General features: G+C 37.5%; 27 protein-coding genes. 20 read left to right on the top strand and 7 right to left on the bottom strand.

Annotation, left to right across the window (positions count from 1 at the left end):
- Nucleotides 1–14: 14 nt before the first annotated feature.
- The 4 genes from CEF16_RS15835 (at nt 15) to rlmH (ending at nt 3198) form a co-directional block, all read left to right on the top strand.
- The gene (locus CEF16_RS15835; RefSeq protein WP_091586387.1) at nt 15–809 is read left to right on the top strand and encodes an MBL fold metallo-hydrolase; all 795 of its coding nucleotides are present in this window, start codon (nt 15–17) and stop codon (nt 807–809) included.
- 299 nt (nt 810–1108) lie between these two features.
- On the top strand, nt 1109–2350 hold the full coding sequence (locus CEF16_RS15830; protein ID WP_091586389.1) for a S1C family serine protease: 1242 nt from the start codon (nt 1109–1111) through the stop codon (nt 2348–2350).
- A 146-nt stretch (nt 2351–2496) separates the two neighbouring features.
- A complete protein-coding gene (locus CEF16_RS15825; RefSeq protein ID WP_091586391.1) occupies nt 2497–2649 on the top strand; it encodes a CxxH/CxxC protein in 153 nt (50 codons plus the stop codon).
- Between the two features lie 69 nt (nt 2650–2718).
- Entirely contained in the window at nt 2719–3198 is a 480-nt protein-coding gene (gene rlmH / locus CEF16_RS15820) for a 23S rRNA (pseudouridine(1915)-N(3))-methyltransferase RlmH (protein ID WP_091586683.1), read from the top strand.
- A gap of 236 nt (nt 3199–3434) precedes the next feature.
- Here the strand turns inward: rlmH and CEF16_RS15815 are convergent, their stop codons facing one another.
- On the bottom strand, nt 3435–3974 hold the full coding sequence (locus CEF16_RS15815) for a DoxX family membrane protein (RefSeq protein ID WP_091586393.1): 540 nt from the start codon (nt 3972–3974) through the stop codon (nt 3435–3437).
- Nucleotides 3975–4728: 754 nt separating this feature from the next.
- On the opposite strand from CEF16_RS15815, the gene CEF16_RS15810 reads away from it, so the two are divergent.
- A complete protein-coding gene (locus CEF16_RS15810) occupies nt 4729–6033 on the top strand; it encodes a voltage-gated chloride channel family protein (RefSeq protein WP_091586395.1) in 1305 nt (434 codons plus the stop codon).
- A 724-nt stretch (nt 6034–6757) separates the two neighbouring features.
- Nucleotides 6758–7369: a DUF421 domain-containing protein gene (locus CEF16_RS15805; RefSeq protein ID WP_091586396.1), complete on the top strand. Its 612-nt coding sequence runs from the start codon at nt 6758–6760 to the stop codon at nt 7367–7369.
- 334 nt (nt 7370–7703) lie between these two features.
- On the opposite strand, the gene CEF16_RS15800 is transcribed toward CEF16_RS15805, so the two are convergent.
- A complete protein-coding gene (locus tag CEF16_RS15800) occupies nt 7704–8288 on the bottom strand; it encodes a DedA family protein (protein WP_091586398.1) in 585 nt (194 codons plus the stop codon).
- A gap of 158 nt (nt 8289–8446) precedes the next feature.
- On the opposite strand from CEF16_RS15800, the gene CEF16_RS15795 reads away from it, so the two are divergent.
- Entirely contained in the window at nt 8447–9217 is a 771-nt protein-coding gene (locus CEF16_RS15795; RefSeq protein WP_091586400.1) for an inositol monophosphatase family protein, read from the top strand.
- Nucleotides 9218–9314: 97 nt separating this feature from the next.
- Here the strand turns inward: CEF16_RS15795 and CEF16_RS15790 are convergent, their stop codons facing one another.
- Nucleotides 9315–9674 carry a DUF4190 domain-containing protein gene (locus CEF16_RS15790; RefSeq protein WP_091586402.1) on the bottom strand — a complete coding sequence of 120 codons (360 nt, stop codon included), beginning with the start codon at nt 9672–9674 and terminating at the stop codon, nt 9315–9317.
- A 71-nt stretch (nt 9675–9745) separates the two neighbouring features.
- On the opposite strand from CEF16_RS15790, the gene CEF16_RS15785 reads away from it, so the two are divergent.
- Nucleotides 9746–10429 (top strand): uracil-DNA glycosylase, encoded by a 684-nt coding sequence (locus tag CEF16_RS15785; protein WP_091586404.1) that lies wholly within the window; start codon nt 9746–9748, stop codon nt 10427–10429.
- 51 nt (nt 10430–10480) lie between these two features.
- On the top strand, nt 10481–11314 hold the full coding sequence (locus CEF16_RS15780) for an aldo/keto reductase (protein WP_091586406.1): 834 nt from the start codon (nt 10481–10483) through the stop codon (nt 11312–11314).
- Nucleotides 11315–11452: 138 nt separating this feature from the next.
- On the opposite strand, the gene CEF16_RS15775 is transcribed toward CEF16_RS15780, so the two are convergent.
- Nucleotides 11453–11857, bottom strand: coding sequence for a YdcF family protein (locus CEF16_RS15775; RefSeq protein ID WP_170031998.1), 405 nt, complete (start codon nt 11855–11857; stop codon nt 11453–11455).
- On the bottom strand, nt 11838–12062 hold the full coding sequence (locus tag CEF16_RS23860; protein WP_170031995.1) for a YdcF family protein: 225 nt from the start codon (nt 12060–12062) through the stop codon (nt 11838–11840). Before CEF16_RS23860 ends, CEF16_RS15775 begins: the two co-directional genes overlap by 20 nt.
- A 102-nt stretch (nt 12063–12164) precedes the next feature.
- On the opposite strand from CEF16_RS23860, the gene CEF16_RS15770 reads away from it, so the two are divergent.
- The 11 genes from CEF16_RS15770 (at nt 12165) to CEF16_RS15720 (ending at nt 22552) form a co-directional block, all read left to right on the top strand.
- Complete coding sequence (locus tag CEF16_RS15770) at nt 12165–13208, top strand: AbrB family transcriptional regulator (protein ID WP_170031993.1); 1044 nt, start codon at nt 12165–12167, stop codon at nt 13206–13208.
- 215 nt (nt 13209–13423) lie between these two features.
- A complete protein-coding gene (locus tag CEF16_RS15765) occupies nt 13424–15067 on the top strand; it encodes a PTS transporter subunit IIBC (protein WP_425428030.1) in 1644 nt (547 codons plus the stop codon).
- Nucleotides 15068–15072: 5 nt separating this feature from the next.
- Nucleotides 15073–15849, top strand: a complete 777-nt coding sequence (locus CEF16_RS15760) for an endonuclease/exonuclease/phosphatase family protein (protein WP_091586412.1) — start codon at nt 15073–15075, stop codon at nt 15847–15849.
- Nucleotides 15850–15888: 39 nt separating this feature from the next.
- Nucleotides 15889–17559: a glycoside hydrolase family 13 protein gene (locus CEF16_RS15755; protein WP_091586414.1), complete on the top strand. Its 1671-nt coding sequence runs from the start codon at nt 15889–15891 to the stop codon at nt 17557–17559.
- A gap of 176 nt (nt 17560–17735) precedes the next feature.
- Nucleotides 17736–19013, top strand: a complete 1278-nt coding sequence (locus CEF16_RS15750) for an ammonium transporter (RefSeq protein ID WP_091586416.1) — start codon at nt 17736–17738, stop codon at nt 19011–19013.
- A 4-nt stretch (nt 19014–19017) separates the two neighbouring features.
- A complete protein-coding gene (locus CEF16_RS15745) occupies nt 19018–20037 on the top strand; it encodes a DUF294 nucleotidyltransferase-like domain-containing protein (protein WP_091586418.1) in 1020 nt (339 codons plus the stop codon).
- Complete coding sequence (locus tag CEF16_RS15740) at nt 20031–20765, top strand: exonuclease domain-containing protein (RefSeq protein ID WP_091586421.1); 735 nt, start codon at nt 20031–20033, stop codon at nt 20763–20765. Before CEF16_RS15745 ends, CEF16_RS15740 begins: the two co-directional genes overlap by 7 nt.
- Before the next feature lie 19 nt (nt 20766–20784).
- Complete coding sequence (locus CEF16_RS15735) at nt 20785–21123, top strand: MerR family transcriptional regulator (protein ID WP_091586423.1); 339 nt, start codon at nt 20785–20787, stop codon at nt 21121–21123.
- 93 nt (nt 21124–21216) lie between these two features.
- The gene (locus CEF16_RS15730) at nt 21217–21399 is read left to right on the top strand and encodes a hypothetical protein (RefSeq protein ID WP_091586425.1); all 183 of its coding nucleotides are present in this window, start codon (nt 21217–21219) and stop codon (nt 21397–21399) included.
- A gap of 437 nt (nt 21400–21836) precedes the next feature.
- Entirely contained in the window at nt 21837–22151 is a 315-nt protein-coding gene (locus tag CEF16_RS15725) for a DUF5327 family protein (RefSeq protein WP_091586427.1), read from the top strand.
- A 29-nt stretch (nt 22152–22180) separates the two neighbouring features.
- Nucleotides 22181–22552, top strand: a complete 372-nt coding sequence (locus CEF16_RS15720) for a DUF423 domain-containing protein (protein ID WP_091586429.1) — start codon at nt 22181–22183, stop codon at nt 22550–22552.
- 212 nt (nt 22553–22764) lie between these two features.
- Here CEF16_RS15720 and CEF16_RS15715 read toward each other — a convergent pair whose 3' ends face one another.
- A complete protein-coding gene (locus tag CEF16_RS15715; protein WP_091586431.1) occupies nt 22765–23583 on the bottom strand; it encodes a DUF368 domain-containing protein in 819 nt (272 codons plus the stop codon).
- Nucleotides 23584–23891: 308 nt separating this feature from the next.
- Nucleotides 23892–24215 carry a DUF3817 domain-containing protein gene (locus CEF16_RS15710; RefSeq protein WP_139185984.1) on the bottom strand — a complete coding sequence of 108 codons (324 nt, stop codon included), beginning with the start codon at nt 24213–24215 and terminating at the stop codon, nt 23892–23894.
- Between the last annotated feature and the right edge of the window lie 88 nt (nt 24216–24303).

The following is a 24303-nucleotide window of genomic DNA, read 5'->3' as shown; positions in this document are numbered from 1 at the left end:
GAGTGAAACAATAGATGGCTTTATCTTTTAGCGTACTAGCAAGCGGCAGCACGGGAAATGCTGTCTATTTAGAAACAGAGGAAAAACGCCTGCTCATTGATGCAGGATTAAGTGGGAAAAAATTAGAAGGGCTGTTTCAACAAGTGTCACGAAGCCCAAAAGATTTAGATGGTATTCTAGTTACTCATGAACATAGTGACCATATTAAAGGTGTAGGGATTTTAGCGAGAAAATATAACTTACCGATTTATGCGAATGAAAAAACATGGCAGGCAATGGAAAACAGCATAGGTGCCATTCATTCGGAGCAAAAATTTATTTTTGAACGCGGCTGCTATCAAACGTTTGGAGATCTTGAGGTGGAATCGTTTGGCGTTTCTCATGATGCAGCTGACCCTATGTTTTTCGTTTTTCATAATGAAGGAAAAAAACTAGCCCTTGCTACAGATATGGGTTATGTCAGTGAACATACAAAGGGTATTATACAAAATGCTGATATGTTTATATTTGAATCGAATCATGACATGAACATGCTGCGGATGTGCCGCTATCCTTGGAATATTAAACGGAGAATTTTAGGGGATACCGGTCATGTTTCTAATGAAGACGCTGCTTCTGCTTTAGCAGAAGTGGTAGGTGAAAAGACAAAACGTATTTATTTAGCTCATTTAAGTCAAGATAACAATATGAAAGATTTAGCTCGAATGACAGTAAAGCAGATTTTAGAAGAAAATGACTGCGGAATTGGTTATGATTTTTACCTTTATGATACGGACCCAAACAAAGCTACGTCATTAGTCACATTATAATGAGAATGGACTCCTTCTATACGAACGGTAAAGATGTTTAAAAACTTATTAACTAGGACACTCTAAAAGCGAAATTGTGGAAAATTATATAAAACAAAGCTTCTTTCTGGACGAATTTACAAGGTTATAAATAAAATAAGAATACAACCATAATCATGCTTAATTTCTTGTTACTTGGGGAAAAATACCTAAAAGGTAAGAGGAGAGGATACTGCGGTTAAAAAACCATGACTTCGCCATCGGGCGAGAAGCTTGTTTTGTTTCACAGAACTTTAATGAACAGGAAGGTGTCGGAGGTTATGGGTTATTATAATAATCATATGGATGATGAAAACAAAAGATCTAAAAAGAATCGGCAAAGAACAGGAATGGCAGGTTTTATCGGTGCTGTTATAGGCGCACTGCTTGTCGTCTTTTCGATGCCGCTGCTTTCTGGAGCAGGCCTTTTGCCGGGGTCGGCAGGAGGACAGGAAGATTCATCTGTTACATCAGAAAATGATTCCTCTGAAGATGATATTTTTACGGAACAACAGCAAAATGTTAATTTATCCGTGAACTCTGATATTACAGAAGCAGTAAATAATGTTTCCGATGCTGTAGTTGGGGTCTTTAATCTTCAAAGGTCGGAGTTTTGGCAGGAAGAGGAAGGCGGACAAAACCAAGGGACTGGTTCGGGTGTTATATATAAAGTAGAAGGAGATTCCGCTTTTATTGTAACAAACCATCATGTTATCGAAGGAGCCAGTCAAGTAGAAGTCAGTTTATCAGATGAACAAAGAGTAGAAGCAGAACTGGTCGGATCAGATGTATTAACAGATCTTGCTGTTCTTCAAATCGATGCAGAAGGTGTAGATACTGTTGCTGAATTTGGCAACTCGGAAAACTTAAATGTGGGAGAACCTGCAATAGCTATTGGTAATCCACTTGGCACGAACCTTTCACGAACAGTAACACAAGGAATTATAAGTGCGACGGAACGAAGTATTCCTGTAGATTTAACAGGTAATGGACAACCTGATTGGAACGCAGAAGTCATGCAGACGGATGCTGCTATCAATCCAGGTAATAGTGGTGGAGCGCTCATTAATATTAGCGGCCAGTTAATAGGGATCAATTCCATGAAAATTGCTCAATCTACAGTAGAAGGCATTGGTTTTGCCATTCCATCAGCAGTAGCGATTCCTGTTATTGAAGACCTTGAAACAAAAGGAGAAGTAGAACGACCGCAAATGGGCATCGGAATCAGATCCCTTTCTGAAATTCCGAGTTACCACTGGCAGGAAACGTTAAAGCTTCCTTCTGATATAGACAGCGGGGTGTTTGTGACTAATGTAGCTCAAGGAACACCTGCACAGGAAGCAGGATTGCAAGAATACGATGTGATTACTTCCGTAGATGGAGAAGAAATAACAGACGGTCATGATTTACGTAAATATTTATACACAGAGGCCGAGATAGGAAATACAATTGAAATTACGTTCTACCGAGAAGGCGAGCAGCAAACCACCGAGTTAACATTAAATGCACAACAAGACTTTTAAAAAAAAAGAAAACCTTCGAAAGAGGAGATACTCCTTCGAAGGTTTTCTTTTTGAATGTGGATAAAAAAACATGCATCGTTGTTAATATCTTGTGGATAACTATGTTTTAAAACGATACAATATGGAAGAAAAGGAGGAAAAATTCAGTGATTTATTTTTGTGAATCTCATAGTGACCGTGCTATTGAAGATGCTATTGAACAGGATGGACACCCGCCGCGTATGGAAAAAATGGAAAATGATGCATTATCCACAACTTGTTCATATTGTGAAAAGAAAGCTGTGTATAAAGTGGAATAAATGCGATGGTGCAGGGTGTTAATATGTGGATTAAATTTGTGGATAACTTGGAGGGGAGGAATGGTACTTGTGAATATCTCCATCATAGCAGTAGGAAAGTTAAAAGAAAAATATTTAAAACAAGCAGTGGCGGAATACGAAAAACGAATGAAAAATTTGGCTAACATTTCAATAATAGAACTACCTGATGAAAAAACTCCGGAGCAGGCTAGTGAAAAGGAAATGCTTCAAACAAAACAAAAAGAAGGGGAGAGAATTTTAAAAAAATTACATGACAACATGTATGTGATTGCACTGGATCCGCGGGGGGAAATGATTTCTTCGGAAAAAACTGCTGAAAAAATGGGTTATTTAGCACTGCATGGAAAAAGTAAACTAGCTTTTATCATCGGAGGCTCTTTAGGATTAGATCAAAGCGTTTTACAGCGAGCAGATTTTTTATGGTCTTTTTCTAAACTAACTTTTCCTCACCAGCTGATGCGAGTCATGTTAATGGAGCAATTGTATCGAGCTTTTCAAATTAATCGTGGTTCACCGTATCATAAATAGTACAAAGTTTTGAAGAGCAATAAAAAACCATCAATAATAATGATGGTTTTTAACAATAAATTTAAAAAGAAAAATTAGAATATAATTATCAATAGTTACCTTTAACTCAAATAAGTAAAAGGGGAATGAAATTTGAAGGTTACAAGAATTTTTTTATACGTTTTTGTATTATTTAATATTTTAGGGTTAATCTATTGGATTATTACAATGGTAAAAGACATAATAAAATAATTTATTTAAGACTTACCAAATAAATTTCCTTTATTTAATGGCATGCAATTACCTGTTTTTCTTTTGCTATTCCTTCTTGCCAAAAGGATATCTAAATTAAAGTATTTATCGAGACTGAAATGATATATATTTGACCTGAAAATCAATAACGAAAATGCACTTGTATAAAGAATAAGACTAATTAGATTCATATTTCCAGAAAGGATAAAATTAATGTGCATAAAGAGACAAACTAAGATTGAAGGTATGGTTAATAAACCTACTATCAGAAATAGGCCAAGTAAAACTTGGACAATTGGAATAACATAGTTTAAAACCATCAAATGTTCTAAAGCTATATTCTCTATGAAAGTCTTATAAAAGGTAGAGGTATTGGAATTTTGTAATGAATTTATTAAATAGCCCTTTAAAAATATTCCTGGTTCTTTAAACCATAATTTTTCTGTAATTTTGGTTACGCCTGCCAATAACCAACCTATCCCAAAGAGAACACGTATTAAAACAATAAGAGAGGGAAACAATCTTACATTTTGTATTATTTTCATTTACCTTTTCTCCTCAAGTCATTTTTTCCTAAATACATTTATTTTTCCTTAGGGAAACTTTTTGATCAAAAAAATTTACTGAAAGTCATATAGGTATTTTTCCTAATTAATCATATGCGTTATCGGTTAAAATGTTTACCTAGTACAATAAATTTTACTATATGAAAAACAGATTGTAAATATATATTTACAATCTGTTGTTTTAGTTGAGTAATCAGCTCTTACAATATTGTAAGGGGGTTATATGGTTATAATCACTATATTTTCAAAATTAACTATTTTCTTATATGACAATCGGTAAGAGCTCAAATATAAGTGGCGTTTTTTTAGAATCATTTCGAACCCCTATCCGTCGTGGGCTCAGAATGAATCAAGAGTAAATAATTCTCCTTTAATCTTTAGCAGAGAGTTCCCAGTTTTTTACAATTTGGCAACCACTTCCTTTACCTCTTTTTGTTATTTCCGCTCTCCAATTCCAGTTGGATTTTTTAAAACCTAACTAAACATTCTATGAGTAAAGGTAAAAAGAATCAAGCCCATCGTCCTTATTTTTTCAAAAATCCATTAAAAATCCCAATCCTTTCATTAAATCTTTATATTAAGCAGCCATATTTTAATTCTTTCGTATAGCTTGAAAAACTTAGTGTGGTTGTTGTTTTATTTATCTAGTCAAGAAAATGGGACAACCCATGAATATTTATAAATATTTTTAGCAATATATATATCGAACCTTTGAAATGAGGGGAACTACTATATGGATATAAAACGAAAGTACAAAAACTTTTTTTCAGTTCTTGGTAAATGGGTTATTTTAGGAAGCGTAATTGGTATAGTAGTCGGTTCTACAACGACTTTCCTTTTAGAGACAAACGATTACCTAGGGGATGTGCGAGAAAAAAATGGATGGCTTATAGGTCTTCTTCCTCTTGTAGGAATTCTCTTGGGATACATATATATGAATTACGGCAAGGTATTTTCAAATAATATTTTAAATGACACGGCTGAACTAAATAATTTAGTAATAGACACAGTTCATGGGAAAAAGAAAATTCCAATAAGAATGGGTCCTATTGTCTATTTTGGAACCTTTCTAACAGTCTTTTTCGGCGGTTCTACAGGAAGAGAAGGTGCAGCTGTCCAAATGGGGGGAAGTGTAGCTGAAGCAGTAAACAGGCTCTTTAAAGTAAACCTACTCGACACAAAAATTTTGATCATGAGCGGCATAAGTGCTGGCTTTGGTGCTGCCTTTGGAGCACCTATAACAGGTGCTGTTTTTGGAATGGAAATGACCGCTTTAGGGAAAATGAAATTTGAAGCACTCGTCCCTTGTCTTGTGGCAAGCTTTGTTGGTCACTTTATGACGACAGCAGTTTTGGGACATAAACACGAAGAATTTATTATACAAAATATACCAGAACTATCTTTTATTACATTTACAAAAGTTATTATTATATCTGTTATTTTTAGCCTATTAAGTGTTTTATACTGTCAGTTGAGACATTGTATACAAAATTTCTCTGAGAAGCTTTTTAATAAAAACCATATGAAAAGAGCCTTTGTTGGAGGATTAATCATTGCAGCATTAACGTTAATTATAGGTTCACAAGATTACAACGGCCGAGGCTTACAAATGCTAGAGCAATCTTTCACAGAAGACGTTCCCCCCTTTGCTTTTCTAGGAAAGCTAGTGTTTACGGCGGTAACTCTTGGAACTGGCTTTGTTGGGGGAGAGGCCATCCCTTTATTTTTTATGGGAGCAACATTAGGAAATAGCTTACACACATTCATAGATTTACCTATATCATTTCTCGCAGCATTAGGATTAATTGCTACTTTTAGTGGTGGTGCGAACACCCCTATAGCAGCTTTTCTATTAGCAATGGAGATGTTTGATGGAAAAGGATTGGAGTACTTTTTTGTTGCTTGTCTCGTTAGTTATATCTTTTCAGGTCACCATGGACTATGGCCTTCACAACAAATATATGAACCCAAAAGCAGGTTATATTATATAGGAAACGCTGAAACCATTGAAAACGTTGAAAAGAATAAAAAGATTTAAGATTTCACTAGTAAATGATTATCTAGACAATACTCTGTTTCGTTATAACAAATAAGGTCACTCTATTGTCAATTTCTCGACCTTAGTGACCTCATTTCTACTTATTTAGCAGTTATTGTATTTTTAAATAAATAATTTAGGGAATATTTATCAACCAGGGATTAACCATATATCATATCCTAAATCAGGTTAAAAAAATCCAAAAAATAATATCTTGAATTTATGCGAGGAACCTAAAGTGTTTTAAGGATGTTGGCAGGTTTCATCTACATAAGTCTTTTACTAAACCTTTTTACCATACATTTACTTATCGTCTATCTCACCGTCTCCTATTTGATCATTTCCAGCCCCCAGCTAATGAAAAAAAGAAAAAGCCTTAGAAAGTCAAATACAAAAATTGGAAATATCCCTGCCATTTTATTTCGTAAAATTGCTCTCTTTATATAAAGGAAATTAACTAAAAATTTACTATATTTTAAAATAATGAATCAGAATTTTTATCATTACATTGTATATGTCTAAATTTAATTCCATCTTCTAATATGAACGTAATATGGTTATCTTTTAAAGAATAGAGAATAAAGTGAACGATATAATTTACAATAATAAATAAATAAAAGGCATTCCATAATTAGGGTGAAATCCATAAATAAATTGAAGATGTCAACCGTAAATATATTTTTAGTACAGCAACATAATATTTTTTTTAAAAGGGGGAATATTTTTGGATTTACACTTCACATGGAAAGCTATTGTCATTGTCCTTGGAGGAGTACTTATCTTGCGGTTAGCTGGAAGAAAATCAATCTCACAGCTTACGGTTGCTCAGACTGTCATGATGATAGCTGTTGGTTCATTAATCATTCAACCTGTTGGCGACAGGAACATTTGGATTACTATGATAATTACATTTTTAATGGTAATTACACTTCTTTTTATTGAGTATATCGTTTTAAAATCGAATGCTATTGAGACTTTTATTTATGGAAAATCACTTATAGTAGTCGAAAATGGCCAAATTAATAAAAGCAATTTAAAAAAGCTGCGGTTAACAGTCGATATGTTAGAGGTACGGTTAAGACAACAAAACATTAGAAGTTTTAGTGATTTACAATGGGCTACAATAGAATCGAACGGTCAGTTAGGGTATATGTTAAAACCCGATAAACAATACGCTACTAAAGAAGATATTAAAATGCTGAAATCGATAATTGAATTAAATCAATCTAACCCTCCTAATGAAACCACAATAACTCAAACAAATGTGTCAGATGACATATTTAATGAGGTTAAAAATAGAAAACATATAGAAAAACCTAAAGAGAATTTGGATTAAGAGTAAATACTAAACAATATCCATTGACCAATAACTGAAAAAAGTTATTGGTCAATGGATATTGTTTTTGGGGATCTATTGGAGAAATTGCTAGTTCGCTTACAATTTTCCTACTAGAAACAAACAGTAAAATGTATCTTTTGTTTTCTTGTTTTGTCAATGGGCTATCGGTTTAAATCAATTATATGATCATACTATTTTATAGATTATCATTTGATAAATTTACCCTTTTCAAAAACCTCATTTACTTATGGTATGATCTCCATATCATAAATAAAGAAAGCATTACAAATTGATGCTTTCTTGCTGACCAGGAAGTTATATTGTTTTCTAATCACGACTGTTGTTTTCGTTGGTATTTTTTTCTCGTTTTCATACGGTAAAAGATATACCAGCCAATCGCTACAATAATCAAAACTACTATACCGTATTGTACGTTTTGAAACCACGTATACACTACTTCAATATTTCCTAGGCTTCCTAAATAGAACATAAGGAAAGCAACAGGCAGTATACCAAGGAAGGTAAAGAATCCGTAACGAAAAGGAGTTATTTTATAAAAAGCAGCTAAGTATACAATGTACCCCATACCAAGTACTCTTCCTGCGGATATTGTCCATTCTCTGTATTTGTCCATGAATTTCAGCATTTGCTTGGAACTTGATTTGTTTACACGGTTTTGTAAAAGGTGGTCATAACGAAGAGAAAGCCAATAAGGGATATAACTAATGGCCGTATAAACAGCTGCAGCTCCAAAACTAAGCAGCACCCACTCTAAACTGGAAGGATCCATTATATAACCATATACCAGCATGACAATAGCTGCAGGAAACGGTATAGAGATGGCTTCCACGGCTACTCCTAAAAACAAGCCGATAATACCAAGTTGTTCGAGTGTATCTAATAAAAATGTCAGCATAAACTAACTCCTTGTTGTATACAAAGGCTTTTCGCCTTGTTACTAACAATTTACCATAATTTCACGGGCAATACAGGATATAGAAGCTTCTATTCAAAATTTTTGTGTTAAAGAATAATCTTGGATATCATAAAGTTAACAGAAAGGTTGTGTCCGTTATGAAAGAATGGAAAAATATGCTTTCCTCAGCAAAAAGCTGGGCAAAAGAAGCTGGAGAGTTACAAGTTAAAAGAGTAGAAGGACCGATGGAAATGGATAGTAAATCTTCACCTATTGATCTTGTAACAGAGTTAGATGTGTGGACAGAAAAATTTTTAACAGGAAAAATTCAAGAAAACTATCCTGGCCACGTAATGAGAACAGAAGAAAGCGGCTTTCATGAAGGAGATTCGGACTATGAATGGGTTATTGATCCAATTGACGGAACGGTCAATTATGCACGGGGAATCCCGTTTTTTTGCATATCTATTGGTATTAGGTATAAAGGGGAAACGGTAGCAGGTTTATTACATGCTCCAAAACTAAAGGAAACGTATGAAGCGATTAAGGGAGAAGGAGCTTATTTAAACGGTCATCCTATCCAGGTATCTGAGACATCACAGTTGAATAAAGCCGTTATAGGAACTGGTTTTCCTTATGATAAAGGAACGGATGAAGATAACAATCTTGCCTATGTACAAGAATTAGTCCCCCGGATAGGTGGTATTCGGCGACTAGGAAGTGCAGCGCTCGACCTTGCTCAAGTTGCTTGCGGCAGAATGGACGCATATTGGGAGATAAAATTAAATGCATGGGATGTAGAAGCAGGTTTAATTCTTGTAGAAGAAGCAGGAGGAAAAACGATCGTGCGTGAAGAAGAAAAAGGACTGTACGTTCTAGGAGCGAATCCTTATTTATTTAATACATTAAAGGAACTAATTAAGCGGTAACAACTAATGTTTCACGTGAAACAAAAAGGAAGGTTTTGAAGTATTAGAACAGGGAATACATAAGCAGGAATCTCATTGCTTGATGCCTGCGGAAGCTTTACATTGGCGGGCTGTGATCCATTTGCATAAATGTAACTATTCCAATAACAAGAAAAATAATGAAGATGACAGAAATGATTAATCCGATGACACTGCAAGTATTTCCAGCAATCGCCAACCCGCGTCCTCCTTGCCCAGATGGTTTTATTTCTTTTAATCCTAAGACACCAAATATTAGTCCGAGAATAGCCGAATAGCCAGGATAGGACTTATAATAACAAATAGAAATGTCATCACCAGAGAAACAATTCAGAACTAAGGAGGTGATGGCTTTCCCATTTACTGTTGCAGGCTCATTTTCTGGTTTTATACATACTTTCCTTTTCCATGCAAGTTCACCTCTTTCTAAGTCAGTCATTGTATCATAGCTCTACATCATCTAAGAAAAACATGTGTAAGAGAAAAATCAATGGAGAGGAGGGGGAAACTTTGAGTATATTGACGAATGACTGGGCTCCTAGATTAGATCAAGAATTTCAAAAAGACTATTATGTAAAACTAAGAGAGTATTTAAAAAGAGAATATCGGGAAACGACCATTTACCCAGATATGTATGATATTTTTAATGCTTTGCATCATACTACGTATGAAAATACAAAAGCAGTAATACTTGGACAAGATCCATACCATGGCCCAAATCAAGCTCATGGATTAAGTTTTTCTGTTCAGCCAGAGGTGAAAATGCCTCCATCATTGCAAAACATATTTAAAGAACTTTATGATGATCTTGGGTATGAAATGCCTGAACACGGTTGTCTCACAAAATGGGCAGAAGAAGGTGTCCTGTTATTAAATGCTGTCTTAACGGTAAGAAACGGGCAGCCTAATTCACACCGGGGAATAGGCTGGGAACAATTTACACATGAAGTAATTAGACAAGTTAATGAAAAAGAAGACCCCGTAGTATTTATTTTATGGGGAAAAAACGCACAGGCCAAAGAAGAATTAATTACTTCGGCTCATCATTTGGTAATTAAATCGCCCCATCCCAGTCCCTTCTCTGCTCATAGAGGTTTTTTTGGCAGCAGACCATTTTCACGAACGAACGAGTTCTTAAGGAATGCTGGGCGGCCAGAGATTGATTGGAGTATTTCTTCTAACAAAAAAGAATAATACATGCCAAATCTGGTACTTTCTTAATTATATTAAAGGAGGCAGTAATTAATGAGTATCGAAACATCTATAACATTAAACAATGGGGTAGAAATGCCTTGGGTTGGCCTTGGTGTATATCAAGCAGAAGCTGGAGAAGAAGTAAAACAGGCAGTGAAAACTGCTCTGGAAAACGGGTATCGAAGCATTGATACAGCATCGTTTTATTATAATGAAGAAAGTGTTGGAGAAGCTATTAAAGAAAGTAATGTGGCGGAAGAAGATATATTTATAACGACAAAAGTCTGGAATGATGAGCAAGGCTTTAATGAAACATTAGAAGCATTTGAACGCTCTCGTCAAAAACTCGGTGTGGATAAAATTGATCTTTACTTAATTCACTGGCCGGTGCCAGGAAAATATAAAGAAACATGGGGTGCTCTAGAAAAGTTATATGAAGAAGGAAAAGTACGAGCAATAGGTGTCAGCAACTTTACAGAAGAGCATCTGGAAAACTTGATGAAAGAGGCAAAAGTAAAGCCAATGGTTAATCAAGTAGAATTTCATCCAAGATTATTTCAAAAAGGCTTGCTAGAATATTGTCAAAGCCATAATATTCAATTAGAGGCATGGCGGCCGCTTGGAAAAGGAGATCTGCTTGGAGTGGACGTAGTGAAACGAATTGCAGAAAAGCACGCAAAAACGCCTGCTCAAGTATTGATCCGCTGGTGCTTGGAAAATAAAGTGGTTACCATTCCTAAATCAGTTACGCCAGAGAGAATAAAATCAAATGCTGATGTGTTTGATTTTGCCCTCGATACAGAAGACATTCAGGCTATTGACGGCATGAACGAAAATCAGCGTTATGGTTATCATCCGGATGATTTCCCGTATGATAAAATGTAATAGGTCGAAAAAAAGGCTGCTTGCCGCTGAATGACAGCGAGGCAGCCTTTTAATTAGGCCTACAATGGAGACCTAATCCACGACCTATAATATCTAAACCCATTTAGAAATCAGATGCTGTCCACGGATACATTTCTTTCATTGGACGTGTATATTATGATCGAAAGGGTGAAAGAAGCTGATAGCTGCTATAGTAAAACAGCTCTCTTTAGATAGACTTTGATATGCTGTGTCTGCAGCAGGGGAGGAATAAACGTTTACACCCTGATCTTCAGCAATCATCATGGCTCGTTTCATATGCAAAGGTTCACTCACAATCGTTGCGTTGTCGATATTGTTTTGCTGCATTATATCTTTGGCGTACCGAATGTTTTCTTCTGTAATATGTGATTTGGTTTCTATGAATATATCTTCTCGTTTTGCTCCATTTTCCAACGCATACTTCCGGGCAACTTCTGATTCAGCTTCCTTCATGTTTTCCTCTTTACCACTAGTAAATATCAGTTTGGCTGCTTTGTCGTTTTCATAAAGCTGGAGTGGCATGTTCGATTCTTTTCTTGAAAACCACTGAAGGTTCACTATCTTGTACAGCAGCACCCAACACAATCGCGGCATCTGTTTTTTCAAGCTGATTTTTCCCGCTGAAAGACCAAATATTGTATCCCGTCCAACCTATATACATAAATACAAGAAAAAAAGTGGTGAGAAAAATGATAAAAACATATTTTTTCATCACGATGACCGTCATACCATTGTCTTTTCTATCAATATATCAAGTTGTCTACTTCCCCGTCCATTCTTCTAGAAATGGTATAATATTAAGAGCAGCAAAGAAAGAAGGTAAATGAATATGTTAAGGGAAAAAGTAATTTGTGTGGGCGTTGCATTACTGCTGGGATGTATTCTTGCCTTCCTGCGTATACCGGCTGGATGGCTTTTGGGCGGGCTTTTAACCGGGATTGGGTATGGATTGTTTATCAAACGGCTTGCGTTTGAAGGCTGGCCGTTTCGGATTGTGCTTGCTCTAGTAGGAGTAAATGTCGGATTTATGATGCAAACGGAAATATTTCAATTAATTGCTCAATACTTTGTACCGCTCCTTCTCTCGCTTACCTTAACATTGGCGGCTGGTGTCGGCATTGGCTGGTTAATGAACCACTGGACTAACCTAGATCCGTTAACCGCTTATTTTTGCTGTGTCCCCGGGGGTGCATCTGAAGTGATTGCATTGAGCGGGGATTACGGAGCAGACAACCGGGTAGTTGCTGCATTTCACACAGCAAGAATCACATTTTTTGTTTTAACGATTCCATTTTTAGCTGGGTTTTTCTACCCGGATGAACTGCAAGGAAAGTCTGCTGGTTTCGCTTTAGAAGGTATGGAGTTATCGGTATTAGCGGGACTTTTTACGGCAATTTTGGTTACTATATTATTGTTTCGGTTATGGAAAGTGCCGGCTGGAACCTTGTTTTATGGAATATTTACAGGATTTATTATAAGTGAATGGGTATTCGCTGGTTCTGCTTCGCTGCCATCTTATATCGGAGGGATCGGACAGGCGCTTATCGGAGTGATGGTTGGCATCCGTTTTGACCGTCCGACTTTTTTTAAGTTAAAAGATATTGGAAAACCAAGTGCTGTATTGCTTGCTATTTACTTTTTATTTAGTCTGACACTTGCGGCTATTTTTGAGTGGATGACCGGTCTCCCTTATATGACTAGTTTACTTAGTACGGTTCCGGCAGGAGCAGCTGAAATGAGTTCAACAGCGATGGCTTTACATTTGGAGCCTACCCTTGTTGCGAGCTTACATATTATTCGGGTGATTGCATTATTTATTTTTTTGCCGTTTTGTATTAATTTATTAAAAAGAGCTGCTGAGCAGGGGAATTAAATTGTTTCCCTGCTCATCCTATGATTAAGGCTATTTGTTGACTGAATATTTTGACTTTATACCATAGTATTGTATATTTTCTCTTGAATCGGTAGTATATGTTTTAACAAACAAATCATGAAAACGATTGCGCATTTTTCTTTTACATGAAATCGCTAACATTCCAATCGTTTAAAAAGGTGGTTGAAAAAATGAGTATGCTAAAAAAACTTCCAATGTTTTCTTTTGATTTTTGGCAAAAATTCGGAAAAGCTTTAATGGTAGTTGTGGCTGTTATGCCCGTGGCCGGTATTATGATTTCATTAGGAAAAGCATTTGAGATGATGGTTTCTGATTACCCATTTTTGCAATCGGTTGCGCAAATGATAGAAGGCATCGGGTGGGCAGTTATTGAAAACCTGCATATTTTGTTTGCAGTGGCTATTGGAGGATCATGGGCTAAAGAACGGGCTGGCGGGGCATTCGCAGCATTATTAGCTTTTATATTTATTAACCGTATAACCGGTTCGATCTTCGGGGTTAACTCGGGGATGCTTGAAGAAGGAGGGGCATCTGTTCAAACATTAACAGGTGCTGAAATTGCAGTAAGTGATTATTTTATTAGTGTACTAGGGGCACCCGCTTTAAATATGGGAGTTTTTGTCGGAATCATTTCTGGTTTTCTTGGAGCCAGCTTATTTAATAAATATAACAGTTTTAATAAACTCCCTGAAGTATTATCTTTTTTCAATGGAAAACGGTTTGTACCATTTACTGTTATGGCTGGATCAGTGGTCGTTTCATTGGCTCTTGCATTGGTATGGCCTTCGATCCAGACCGTATTAAACAATTTTGGAGAATGGATTGCTACCTCTCGTGAAAGTGCTCCAGTTGTGGCCCCTTTTGTTTTCGGGATGATGGAACGATTGATGCTCCCCTTTGGCTTACATCATATGTTGACCGTACCAATCAACTACACGGAACTTGGCGGTACGTATGTTATTCAAACAGGAGGCAGCATTGGCCAGACGGTTGCCGGGCAAGACCCTCTTTGGCTTGCATGGGCAACTGACTTATATAATTCCATTACTCAAGGAGATATGGAAACCTATGAGGAATTAAAAGAAGAAGTCACTCCAGCAAGATTTAAAGCTGGACAAGTTATTACTTCAACAGCTGCTCTTATTGGGATTGCATTAGCCATGTATCGTAACGTCGACCCTGATAAAAAGCATATTTATAAGTCTGTCTTTTTATCCGCAGCACTGGCTGTGTTTCTGACTGGTGTTACAGAGCCAATTGAGTTTATGTTTATGTTTGCAGCACCTCTTTTGTACGTTGTATATGCAATCATGACTGGAGCAGCTTTTGCAGTCGTTGATTTCATTGATTTACGTGTTCATTCTTTCGGTATCATCGAGCTGGCAACTCGTACTCCGCTCATGATAAATGCCGGAATTGGACGGGACTTATTGAATTTTGCATTTGTTAGTCTGGCATTTTTTACAATGAATTTTGGAATTGCTCATTTTATGATTAAAAAGTTCAAACTGCCTACGCCTGGGCGTAAAGGAAATTATATTGAAAACAACACAAGTGACATACCTTCTAATAGTGAAAGCACCAGCCAGATAGAGGATGACTCGCAAGCCTCTCAAGTTATTGAACTATTAGGAGGTAGAGGAAATATCTCAGAGGTAGATGCTTGCATGACAAGACTTCGTGTTACAGTGAAAGACTTAGAAGCTGTCTCAGGTGAGGAAGAATGGAAGAAAAACGGGGCTATGGGCTTGATTGTAAAAGATAAAGGGGTACAAGCTGTGTATGGTCCAAAAGCAGATGTACTAAAATCTGAAATACAAGACCGGTTAGGAGCATAGCCTTCATGAGACTATTAACGCTTAATGTTCATTCCTGGCAAGAAGAGGATCAGCTCGATAAAATTAAAACGCTGGCCCGAGTTATCCAGGGAAACGACTATGATGTTATAGCTTTGCAAGAGGTAAGCCAGCACATCGATTCATCTCTCGTCTATAAAAATATACGTAAAGATAATTATGCTCTTCTTGTTATTCAAGAATTACAAAAGCTAGGAAACACTCAATATCAATTACTATGGGATGTATCTCACTATGGATACGATGAGTATGAGGAGGGGCTGGCTCTTCTAACGCGTCATCCAGTGAAAAAAGAATACTCCTTTTATGTAAGCAAGTCTAAATCGAAAGACAATTGGAAAGCTCGTAAAATTGCAGGGGGGACTCTTCTTGTCAACGGTTCTCCTTTTTCTTTTTATTCTTGTCATCTTGGTTGGTGGGGGGATAAAGAAGAGCCTTACGAGCAGCAAGTAGAACGTCTAATCAAAGGAGTCAATCATCAACATCCTTTTGTTCTTCTTGGCGATTTTAATGCAGCCGATACGTTTAAAGAAGAAGGATATGATTATGTCATTAAACAAGGTTTATTTGATACACATCTGCATAGAAATGACGTGACGATAAAAGGAAATATAGCAGGCTGGGAAGAAAATGTAGAAGGATTAAAAATTGACCACATTTTTACCAGCTGGAAACCCGTTGTTTCTCATTCTCGTATTATATGTAACGGCAAAAACGAGCCAATCATTTCTGATCATTTTGGTGTAGATGTTCAATTAGAATGAGAAGAAACTCAACATAAACATGAAAGTCGAGGTGTCTATATGGAAAGAGTGTGGTGGAAAGAGGCAGTAGGCTATCAAGTCTACCCCCGCAGCTTTCAAGATTCAAACGGTGATGGTATTGGGGATATTCAGGGGCTGATTCAGCGCTTAGATTACTTACAGGATCTAGGAATTGATTTAATTTGGATTTGTCCGATGTATCAATCCCCTCAAGATGATAATGGGTACGATATTTCAGACTACAAAGCTATACTTGAAGAGTTTGGTACGATGAAAGACTTTGATGAGCTACTGCAAAAAGTGCACGAGCGCGGGATGAAATTAATCATTGATCTCGTGTTAAACCATACTAGTGATGAGCATCCATGGTTTATTGAATCTCGTTCTTCAAAAGAAAGCGAGAAGCGTAATTGGTATATTTGGAGAGACGGTAAAAATGGACAAGAACCTAACAACTGGGAAAGTATTTTTGGAGGCTCCGCATGGAAATATGATGAAAACACCGATCAATATTTTCTTCATGTTTTTTCAAAAAAACAGCCCGATTTAAATTGGGAAAATCCTGAAGTACGTTCTGCTTTGTATGAAACCGTAAATTGGTGGCTTGATAAAGGTATTGACGGGTTTAGGATTGATGCGATTAGTCACATTAAAAAGTGCCCTGGACTACCAGATATGCCGAATTCGAAAAAGAAAAAATATGTATCTTCATTTGATATGCACATGAATCAACCTGGTATTCACAAATTTTTGCAGGAGTTTAAAGAGGAGACCTTTGGAAATTATGACGTCGTAACTGTTGGAGAAGCAAACGGTGTAAATGTCGAGGAAGCGGACCTTTGGGTAGGAAGCAAAGGAAAAATGAATATGATATTTCAATTTGAACATCTTGACTTATGGGATGCTGGGACAAAAGATTCTTTAGATGTGAGAGGTTTAAAGAAAGTATTAACGCGTTGGCAAAAAGGATTAGAAAAGAATGGCTGGAATGCATTATTTGTTGAAAATCATGATTTAGCAAGAGTTGTTTCGACGTGGGGAGATGATAAAGAGTATTGGAAGGAAAGTGCTACGGCTATAGCAACCATGTACTTCTTCATGCAGGGCACTCCTTTTATATATCAAGGCCAGGAGATTGGAATGACAAACGCTCGATTTTCTTCCATAGAAGAATATGACGATGTAGCAGCAAAAAATTTATATAGGGAAAAGAAGGCACAAGACGTACCAGAAAAAGAGATATTGGACTTGCTAGGGCAAACTTCAAGAGATAATAGCCGTACCCCTATGCAATGGTCAGATGAAAAAAATGCAGGCTTTTCCACCGCTGAACCTTGGTTAAAAATCAATCCAAATTACAAGAAAGTTAATGTAGAAAAGCAGCTAAAAGACAGCTTTTCTATCCTAAACTATTATAAAACGATGATAAAGCTAAAAAAGCAGTATGATCTTTTCACTTATGGCCAATATACGTTACTAAATGAAGAAGACAGTCAAATCTACGCTTATTTAAGAGAAGGAGACAATCAAAACGCTCTCATCGTTACAAATCTTAGTGCAAAAGAAGCAAAGTGGAATGGAGCTGGAATCCTCCATTCTAGTCATCAACTTCTCTTAAACAATTACCAGGGCCTTTTTAACAAGCAAAAAGAAAGCCTCATATTAAATCCTTATGAAGCACGTATTTACTTAATTGAATCATCTTCTTAAAGCCATAAAGCAGAACATGATACTCAAGTATCGTTCTGCTTTTTTTCTTCTTTTAAAAACAATGTTAGGTTTTCTCACAATAAGGTGGGCAGGAGAAATATAATGTGTAAAATATAAACTAACGAAAGATGTTAACTAAGTTTACACCTAATATAAAGGAAGGGGAGAAATTTATTATGGATCCGATATTTTTAATGAATAATCTTTGGATCATGATCGCATTTATTCTAGTTATTCTTATGCAAGGTGGATTTATTCTATTGGAGGCCGGGTCAACCCGGATGAAAAACGCCGGCCATATAGCCGGTAAAACAATCTTCACATTAGGAATTGTTTCGCTCGTTTTCTGGGCTGTAGGTTATGGATTTATTTACGGAGAAAGTGCAGGAGGATTTATAGGTTTATCTGATTTTTTCTTTGGTGATTTCACGACTATGTTTGATGGTCTTGCAGGTTCTGTCGACTTTATTTTCCAGCTGGCATTTGCTGCTATTGCTCTAACCGTTGCTTTTGGAGGTTTTGCAGAACGTGCTAAATTGTCAGCTTACATTGTGTTTGCAGTATTATTTTCGGCTTTTGTTTACCCTGTAGTTGCTCACTGGATTTGGGGAAGCGGCTGGATTGGCGAACTTGGAAAACAGGATTTCGCTGGTTCAACGGTAGTTCACTTAACAGGTGCAATGGCTGCAATGGCAGCGACACTGCTGTTAAAGCCTCGTATTGGTAAATACAATAAAGACGGTTCACCGAATGAGTTAGCGGGGCATAACCAGGTTTTCACAGCTCTTGGTGTATTACTTCTTTGGGTAGGCTGGTTTGGTTTTAACGCCGGAAGTACTTTTGGAGTAGCCGATGCATTCTTTGGTTTTGTCGCATTAAACACGCAGCTTGCTGCAGCAGCAGGGGCAGTGGCTGCATTACTTATAGCTTGGGCGTCTCTTGGAAAAGCAGATGTCCCGACGATGTTAAATGGAGCACTTGCTGGGCTTGTTGCCATCACAGCATCTTGCGCATTCGTTGAGCCATGGGCTGCAGTTGTGATTGGTATTGTTGGCGGACTTCTCGTATTTTACAGCATGAAGTTTTTTGAAAAGATGGGTATTGACGATCCAATATTCGCTTTATCTGTCCACGGCGCTGCCGGTGTATGGGGAACTCTTTCTACTGGTTTCTTTGCTACACCAGGGCTTGCGGAGATGAATGGAGGTCAAGCTGGCTTGTTCTATGGCGGTGGATTTGCACAATTAGGTGTTCAGTTGATAAGTGTTGTAGCTTGCGGTGTGTTCGCGTTTATCGCTTCTTATGTATTGCTGCTTATTACTAAATCATTAATTGGAGGACTTCGCGTATCCGAGGAAGAAGAAATTATGGGACTGGATATTAGTGAACATGGCAGCTATGGTTACCCAGAAAACGTTCAAACCCAGTCTAATAATGTAAATACAGGTGCGTGATGACATGAAATTTTCACCATCTTTTGAAGAGGGAGCTCTCCTCCCTCCTTCCTTTGATAGTTATCAAGCGATTAAAAAAGCAAGAGAGAATGAAACAAACCAGGTGGCAGAAGATCCTGAGCAATTAAATGAAGCACATGATAGATGGGTGCTGGAAACTACTGCTCTTGCTGTACACCGTTTAGAAAGTGAGCGGGGGCAGGTCCCTGCTCACTTTACTTTCTTTGTTATGGGCAGTTCTGGGAGAAAAGAACAAGCCTTATGGAGCGACCAGGATCATGGCATTATTTTCAATGGAAAAGACGAATCGTATCAAGATTATTTTTTAAGCCTCGGTGAAGAAATTCGTGAAGGAATGGCTATTGTTGGTTATCCTCGCTGCGAGGGTAAAGTAATGGCATCCCATCCACGCTGGTGTCACGGTATTAATGAATGGAGGCAGCAAGTGGACGAATGGTTAGAAAAAGACAAATGGGAGACATTTCGACATTTGCTTACCTTTATTGATTCACGAGTGTTAATAGGAGAAGAAAAACTACTGGCTGATATTAAAGAGCATGTCTTTCTTAAAGTTTCCAGTGATCCTCGTTTGTTAGAACGACTTGCAGAAAATACTTCTTATTTACATCAGGGGACGAATGCCTTTGGCAAGTTATTGCCGGAAGAAAAAGGGCCTTATACTGGTTCTCTTCACATTAAAGATGTTGGTTTTTTTCCATACGTCCATGCTATGCGTTTATTAGCTATTAAAGAAGGGCTGCATGATACTTCTACCCTCCAGAGAATGGAAAAAACTGTGGATAAATATTCATTTGTGAATGGAAAAATCGAATATTTTAAAGCATTACTTGATCTTCGTGCTTCCTTTTGGAAGTACCACCAAACGTATGAAGATGTTCATTATGTGCCAGTGGACCGACTTACAAAAGATCAGAAAAAAACATTAAAAGCAGCAGTTAAAGAGGGAAAACATTTATTTCAACAAACGAGAAAATTAGTGGAATCAGGTGAAGGGTTATGGTAATGAACCAAATGTATCAATGGGTACGTCAAGTATCCGGTAAAATAGGTGTCCCCTTTGTTTCTTCTATGGATCAAAGCAACCCGCACCATCTTTCTTTTTTACGACAGCTTCAAAAAGACTTAAAGGCAGAAGAGCCTCTCCAAAAACCATTAGATTCATTGAATGTTACCGTACTTGATTTAGAAACATCGGGGTTTTATCCAGATGGGGGAGATAAAATACTATCAGTAGGGGCAGTAAAAATAAAAAATGGCGAGCTAAAAAAAGAAGAATCCTTTTATACTGCTGTTAGTGAGCCAGAGTCTTTGTCTCCGGAAGTCTCTGAATTAACCGGGCTGAAGAAAGAAGAATTAGAAGCTGCACCCCCCTTAGCAGAAGTACTTCAACAGTTTTATGCTTTCATCCAGACTGATATTTTGGTGGCACATCATGCTCGCCACGAACAAAGGTTTCTTCAGCATGCCACCTATCAAGCTACGGGAATTCAATTTCAGCATCGATTGCTTGATACCTCTTTTTTATTTCAAATTGCAGCTCCAGAATATAATTCTTCGGAACTCGAAGCTTGCTGTGGATATTATGACATCCCGGTTAATGAACGTCATCATGCGCTGGCAGATGCTATCATGGCTGCGGAGCTGTGGAATTGTTCTGTAAAGGAAGTAATGAAACGAGGTTATGAAACGTTGCAAGATGTGTATGTTTATCTAAATCAACAGCAGCGATAAGGAAAAGGAGGAGAGTGAGGTGAAAGACCATATCCCTCGCCGTACAGCGTGTTTTCCCATAAGTGTTGTACAGGAATTAACATCGTTAAGTGCTCGTCAGATTCGATATTATGAACAGCAAGGTTTAATACATCCGAAACGAAACGAAGGTAATCAGCGTCTGTTTTCTTTAGAAGATATTGACCGGTGCGCAGAAATCAAAGAATTGATTGATCAAGGTTTAAATATAGCAGGCGTAAAAACAGTTCTATCAGCGAGAAAACAATTGGCCGAATCAGAAGTACAATCTGCTAAAAGTGTCGTAAACAGGAAGGATATGAAAAAGTTACGAATGTACCTTAACGAAACAGAAGGCTGAGCCTTCTGTTTACAATTTTGTGACAAATGATCGCACCCCTGTTTAAACTTCCATGCTGCCGGGTACATTTTTCGGTAAATGGAGGTGTTAGGTATGGCATTCATCATTGTTGATGATATGCAAATTCCAGCCAAAAAGTTTGACAAAGAAAAAGAAGCCAAAGAAGAAGCTGTAAATAAAGAATTAATTGTAAAAGACGATCAAGGAGATTTTTGGATTATAGATGAAGAGAATTATCCTAAAATTGAAGCATATGGTTACACGATAATTAAGTGATAAACAATTGAAAAGAAGAAAGCCAGGGCTGTGATAGAAATGGCCCTGGTCTTTATTATAAGGAAAGTATAAAATTTTGCGCTTTGATGTCTAGCTTCAGCGCCCAGCCTCTCGGAGGCCCGAGATGGTTTAAGGAACTTTTGCTAGATTCGCAAATTGAAGGATCTTTCTGCTAAGATCGCGAACGTCAACGTACAGGACGTACTAATGTCGCCAATGCCACAGGACGTGACGTTTTTGGCGACGAATTCGCAACGCAGAAGTCAGCCCATCCAGGGCAAGCCAGTTCTGCGTTCTTACAGGACGTGAGGAACTTAGCCGAACGTCATTTAAAACAAGGGCGCTTGCGCTTTTCTTAGTATAGGGAAGGTTAGAAGCATAATGGCATGCTGTGGTATAATGCGGGAGAATAAAATTTATTAAAGCAGGTGAACGGGATGAATATTTCCGCTCGAACAGTTGTGGAAAAAATGGAAGAGGAATTAATGCAGCTTGCTGAACAAGTGGACCGAAAAGAAGAAGCAGTGGTTAAGGAACACGCTCGGGTGTTAAAGGCTTATTGCGATATTATACTAGCCTCTGATGAAAGCAAAAGAAAAAGAAACATAGACACCGTGAAGACAGCTAAGATTTCTTCTAAAACTGCTGGTATAAAACAGTCTTCCATAGAAACAAAACAAGTTTCTTCATCCTCTGCTGCTAGAACGACAAGCGAGATACCATCATCAGATGGAAATTTACTTGAATTTTAATTGTCTTCTTAAAATGGAGGGTGAAAACGGTGTGGAAAATATTTATTGTATTAGGTGCTCTTAATGCAGCTGCAGCGGTAGGATTTGGAGCGTTTGGAGCACACGGCTTGGAAGGAAAATTATCGGACAAGCTGATGGAAGTTTATCAAACAGGAGTTCAATACCATATTATGCACGCCTTAGGATTGCTCGCAATTGGTTTAGCAGCTGCTTATGCAGGAAGTTCTGCGTCTTTATCCTGGGCTGGCTGGCTTTTGTTTGCAGGAATTGTTATTTTTTCCGGAAGCTTGTACACCATGGCTTTTACCGGGATGACATGGCTTGGAGCTATTACTCCGATAGGAGGGACAGCATTCATTGCCGGCTGGATTATGCTTGTTATTTCAGTATTAAAAATATAAAAAATATCTAAAAGGCGGCTCCAAATTAAATGGTTCCGCCTCTTTCTTATACTTCTATAAAGTTTAACACCGCTAAAGAAATTCCAACACCTACAGGACGTACTTTTACACGACGTGTGCCAAAAATGCCACGTCCTGAGGCATTGGCAACATTAGTGAAGAAGGTATAAAGCTGCCTAGACTTTGTACTTTGTTCTTACTGTTTACGCATTTTAAGTGCTTTCTAGTTTTCCGAGTATAATAGTCAGGATCCAGCCTGATAGAAAGGTTAATAGGCTGATTGCTGTAACAAGCCAGCTAGTCCCTAAACCAGGGAATATCACAAATAAAGATCCTATCAATAGTCCGCTCATAACAGCGTAGGTCCCCGTTCGATGCTGGCGTAGAAGATAATGCAAAAATTTGCTCATAATAGTAATGCCTATAAAAATGCCCAGCCCTACAGTGAAAATGACGGGGAATTGTAAAGAGGTAACGGCATTAATAATTGTTTCATAAACACCAAGAATTAAAAGGATAAACGAACCGCTTACCCCTGGCAATATCATTGCAGAGCTTGCCAGCCATCCAGAGAAAAACAAATATATATAGTCAGATGAAGTTAATGTATGGACCACTTCTCCTGTTTCTTCTCCTTTATAAACCCCTGATAAAATAATAAGTACAGCAGCAATAGCAACAATAAAAAAATGATAAGGTTTAAACTTTTGTTTGTAGTCGGCTTCTTTTAGTAACAAAGGAATTGTTCCTAAAATAAGTCCCATAAAAAAGAAATAAGTTGGCTGAGGGTGAACGGAAAGCAGCCACTCCAGTAAATTACTTAAACTTAATACAGCAATTCCTATGCCAATGCCAAGAGGAATAAAAAAACCAAGCTGATCTTTCCATTTTCTGCTAAAAAAATTATTGATAGCTGCGATTAAGCGATGATAAATACCAAGGACTAACGCAATCGTACCTCCGCTGACTCCTGGGATAAGATCGCTCGCTCCCATTGCTATCCCTCTAAAAATATTTTTCCATTCCATCATTAAGTATCACCTTTAGTATCTTTAATAGATCTTATTTGCATGGTTTGTTCATTTTTCATCTTACCAGATTTATATGCAGCATAGGACAAGGTATGCTATTAGAAAAACTTGGGACGGAAAATAGCATCAGCCTGTGCTATTTACGATCATTTTTTATAAATTGGTTTAAACTTGCTAAAGGATCAAAGTATAAGCAAAACTGCGTTTTTCGCCAGAGGAGCCGGCGGCATGCCGAGTTTTTCTAAACAGTATAAAAAAGACTGATCAATACCTCTTACTGACCAGTCTTTATCCATAACTTCTTTTCTTTACCCTGTAACAGAATCAGAAGCTATTCCTGTTTCTTGTTCACGACGCAAACTTTTATCAAACACAAACGGACCAAATGGAATAACAGACACAGTCATTGCGATAATAGCTCTCAAAAAAGTCCAGCGCCGCTGAATCCAGACGAAAATAACAGCTGCAATATATAAAATAAACAAAGCTCCATGAACCGACCCGGCAATAGTAACGGCCATATCCATTCCCGAACCGTATTTAAGCGGCATCGCTAAAAACAATAGAAGCAAAAAAGATATACCCTCTAACATGCCGATTACCCGTAATTTTCCTATGGCAGAAGACATCACGGCTTTCATCACCTCATCGTCTTATCTAAGATATCTCTTTATATTTTAATTACAACATATAGCATAGCATGCGAGGTGATAGACAACA

Origin of the sequence: Alteribacillus bidgolensis, from assembly GCF_002886255.1 — a bacterium.
Taxonomy (GTDB): Bacteria; Bacillota; Bacilli; order Bacillales; family Marinococcaceae; genus Alteribacillus; species Alteribacillus bidgolensis.
This window is presented reverse-complemented; position numbering and strand designations above follow the sequence as displayed.

Bases quoted from the DNA above. Each gene is read 5' to 3' on its own strand.
- CEF16_RS15790 (WP_091586402.1), bottom strand. From the start codon at position 9,674: ATGACTGACTTAGAAAGAGGTGAACTTGCATGGAAAAGGAAAGTATGT.
- CEF16_RS15780 (WP_091586406.1), top strand. From the start codon at position 10,481: ATGAGTATCGAAACATCTATAACATTAAACAATGGGGTAGAAATGCCT.
- CEF16_RS15760 (WP_091586412.1), top strand. From the start codon at position 15,073: ATGAGACTATTAACGCTTAATGTTCATTCCTGGCAAGAAGAGGATCAG.
- CEF16_RS15810 (WP_091586395.1), top strand. From the start codon at position 4,729: ATGGATATAAAACGAAAGTACAAAAACTTTTTTTCAGTTCTTGGTAAA.
- CEF16_RS15800 (WP_091586398.1), bottom strand. From the start codon at position 8,288: ATGCTGACATTTTTATTAGATACACTCGAACAACTTGGTATTATCGGC.
- CEF16_RS15765 (WP_425428030.1), top strand. From the start codon at position 13,424: ATGTTTTCTTTTGATTTTTGGCAAAAATTCGGAAAAGCTTTAATGGTA.
- CEF16_RS15725 (WP_091586427.1), top strand. From the start codon at position 21,837: ATGAATATTTCCGCTCGAACAGTTGTGGAAAAAATGGAAGAGGAATTA.
- CEF16_RS15745 (WP_091586418.1), top strand. From the start codon at position 19,018: ATGAAATTTTCACCATCTTTTGAAGAGGGAGCTCTCCTCCCTCCTTCC.
- CEF16_RS15795 (WP_091586400.1), top strand. From the start codon at position 8,447: ATGAAAGAATGGAAAAATATGCTTTCCTCAGCAAAAAGCTGGGCAAAA.
- CEF16_RS15775 (WP_170031998.1), bottom strand. From the start codon at position 11,857: ATGCCACTCCAGCTTTATGAAAACGACAAAGCAGCCAAACTGATATTT.
- CEF16_RS15835 (WP_091586387.1), top strand. From the start codon at position 15: ATGGCTTTATCTTTTAGCGTACTAGCAAGCGGCAGCACGGGAAATGCT.
- CEF16_RS23860 (WP_170031995.1), bottom strand. From the start codon at position 12,062: ATGACGGTCATCGTGATGAAAAAATATGTTTTTATCATTTTTCTCACC.
- CEF16_RS15730 (WP_091586425.1), top strand. From the start codon at position 21,217: ATGGCATTCATCATTGTTGATGATATGCAAATTCCAGCCAAAAAGTTT.
- CEF16_RS15755 (WP_091586414.1), top strand. From the start codon at position 15,889: ATGGAAAGAGTGTGGTGGAAAGAGGCAGTAGGCTATCAAGTCTACCCC.
- CEF16_RS15715 (WP_091586431.1), bottom strand. From the start codon at position 23,583: ATGATGGAATGGAAAAATATTTTTAGAGGGATAGCAATGGGAGCGAGC.
- CEF16_RS15815 (WP_091586393.1), bottom strand. From the start codon at position 3,974: ATGAAAATAATACAAAATGTAAGATTGTTTCCCTCTCTTATTGTTTTA.
- CEF16_RS15770 (WP_170031993.1), top strand. From the start codon at position 12,165: ATGTTAAGGGAAAAAGTAATTTGTGTGGGCGTTGCATTACTGCTGGGA.
- CEF16_RS15830 (WP_091586389.1), top strand. From the start codon at position 1,109: ATGGGTTATTATAATAATCATATGGATGATGAAAACAAAAGATCTAAA.
- CEF16_RS15740 (WP_091586421.1), top strand. From the start codon at position 20,031: ATGGTAATGAACCAAATGTATCAATGGGTACGTCAAGTATCCGGTAAA.
- CEF16_RS15750 (WP_091586416.1), top strand. From the start codon at position 17,736: ATGGATCCGATATTTTTAATGAATAATCTTTGGATCATGATCGCATTT.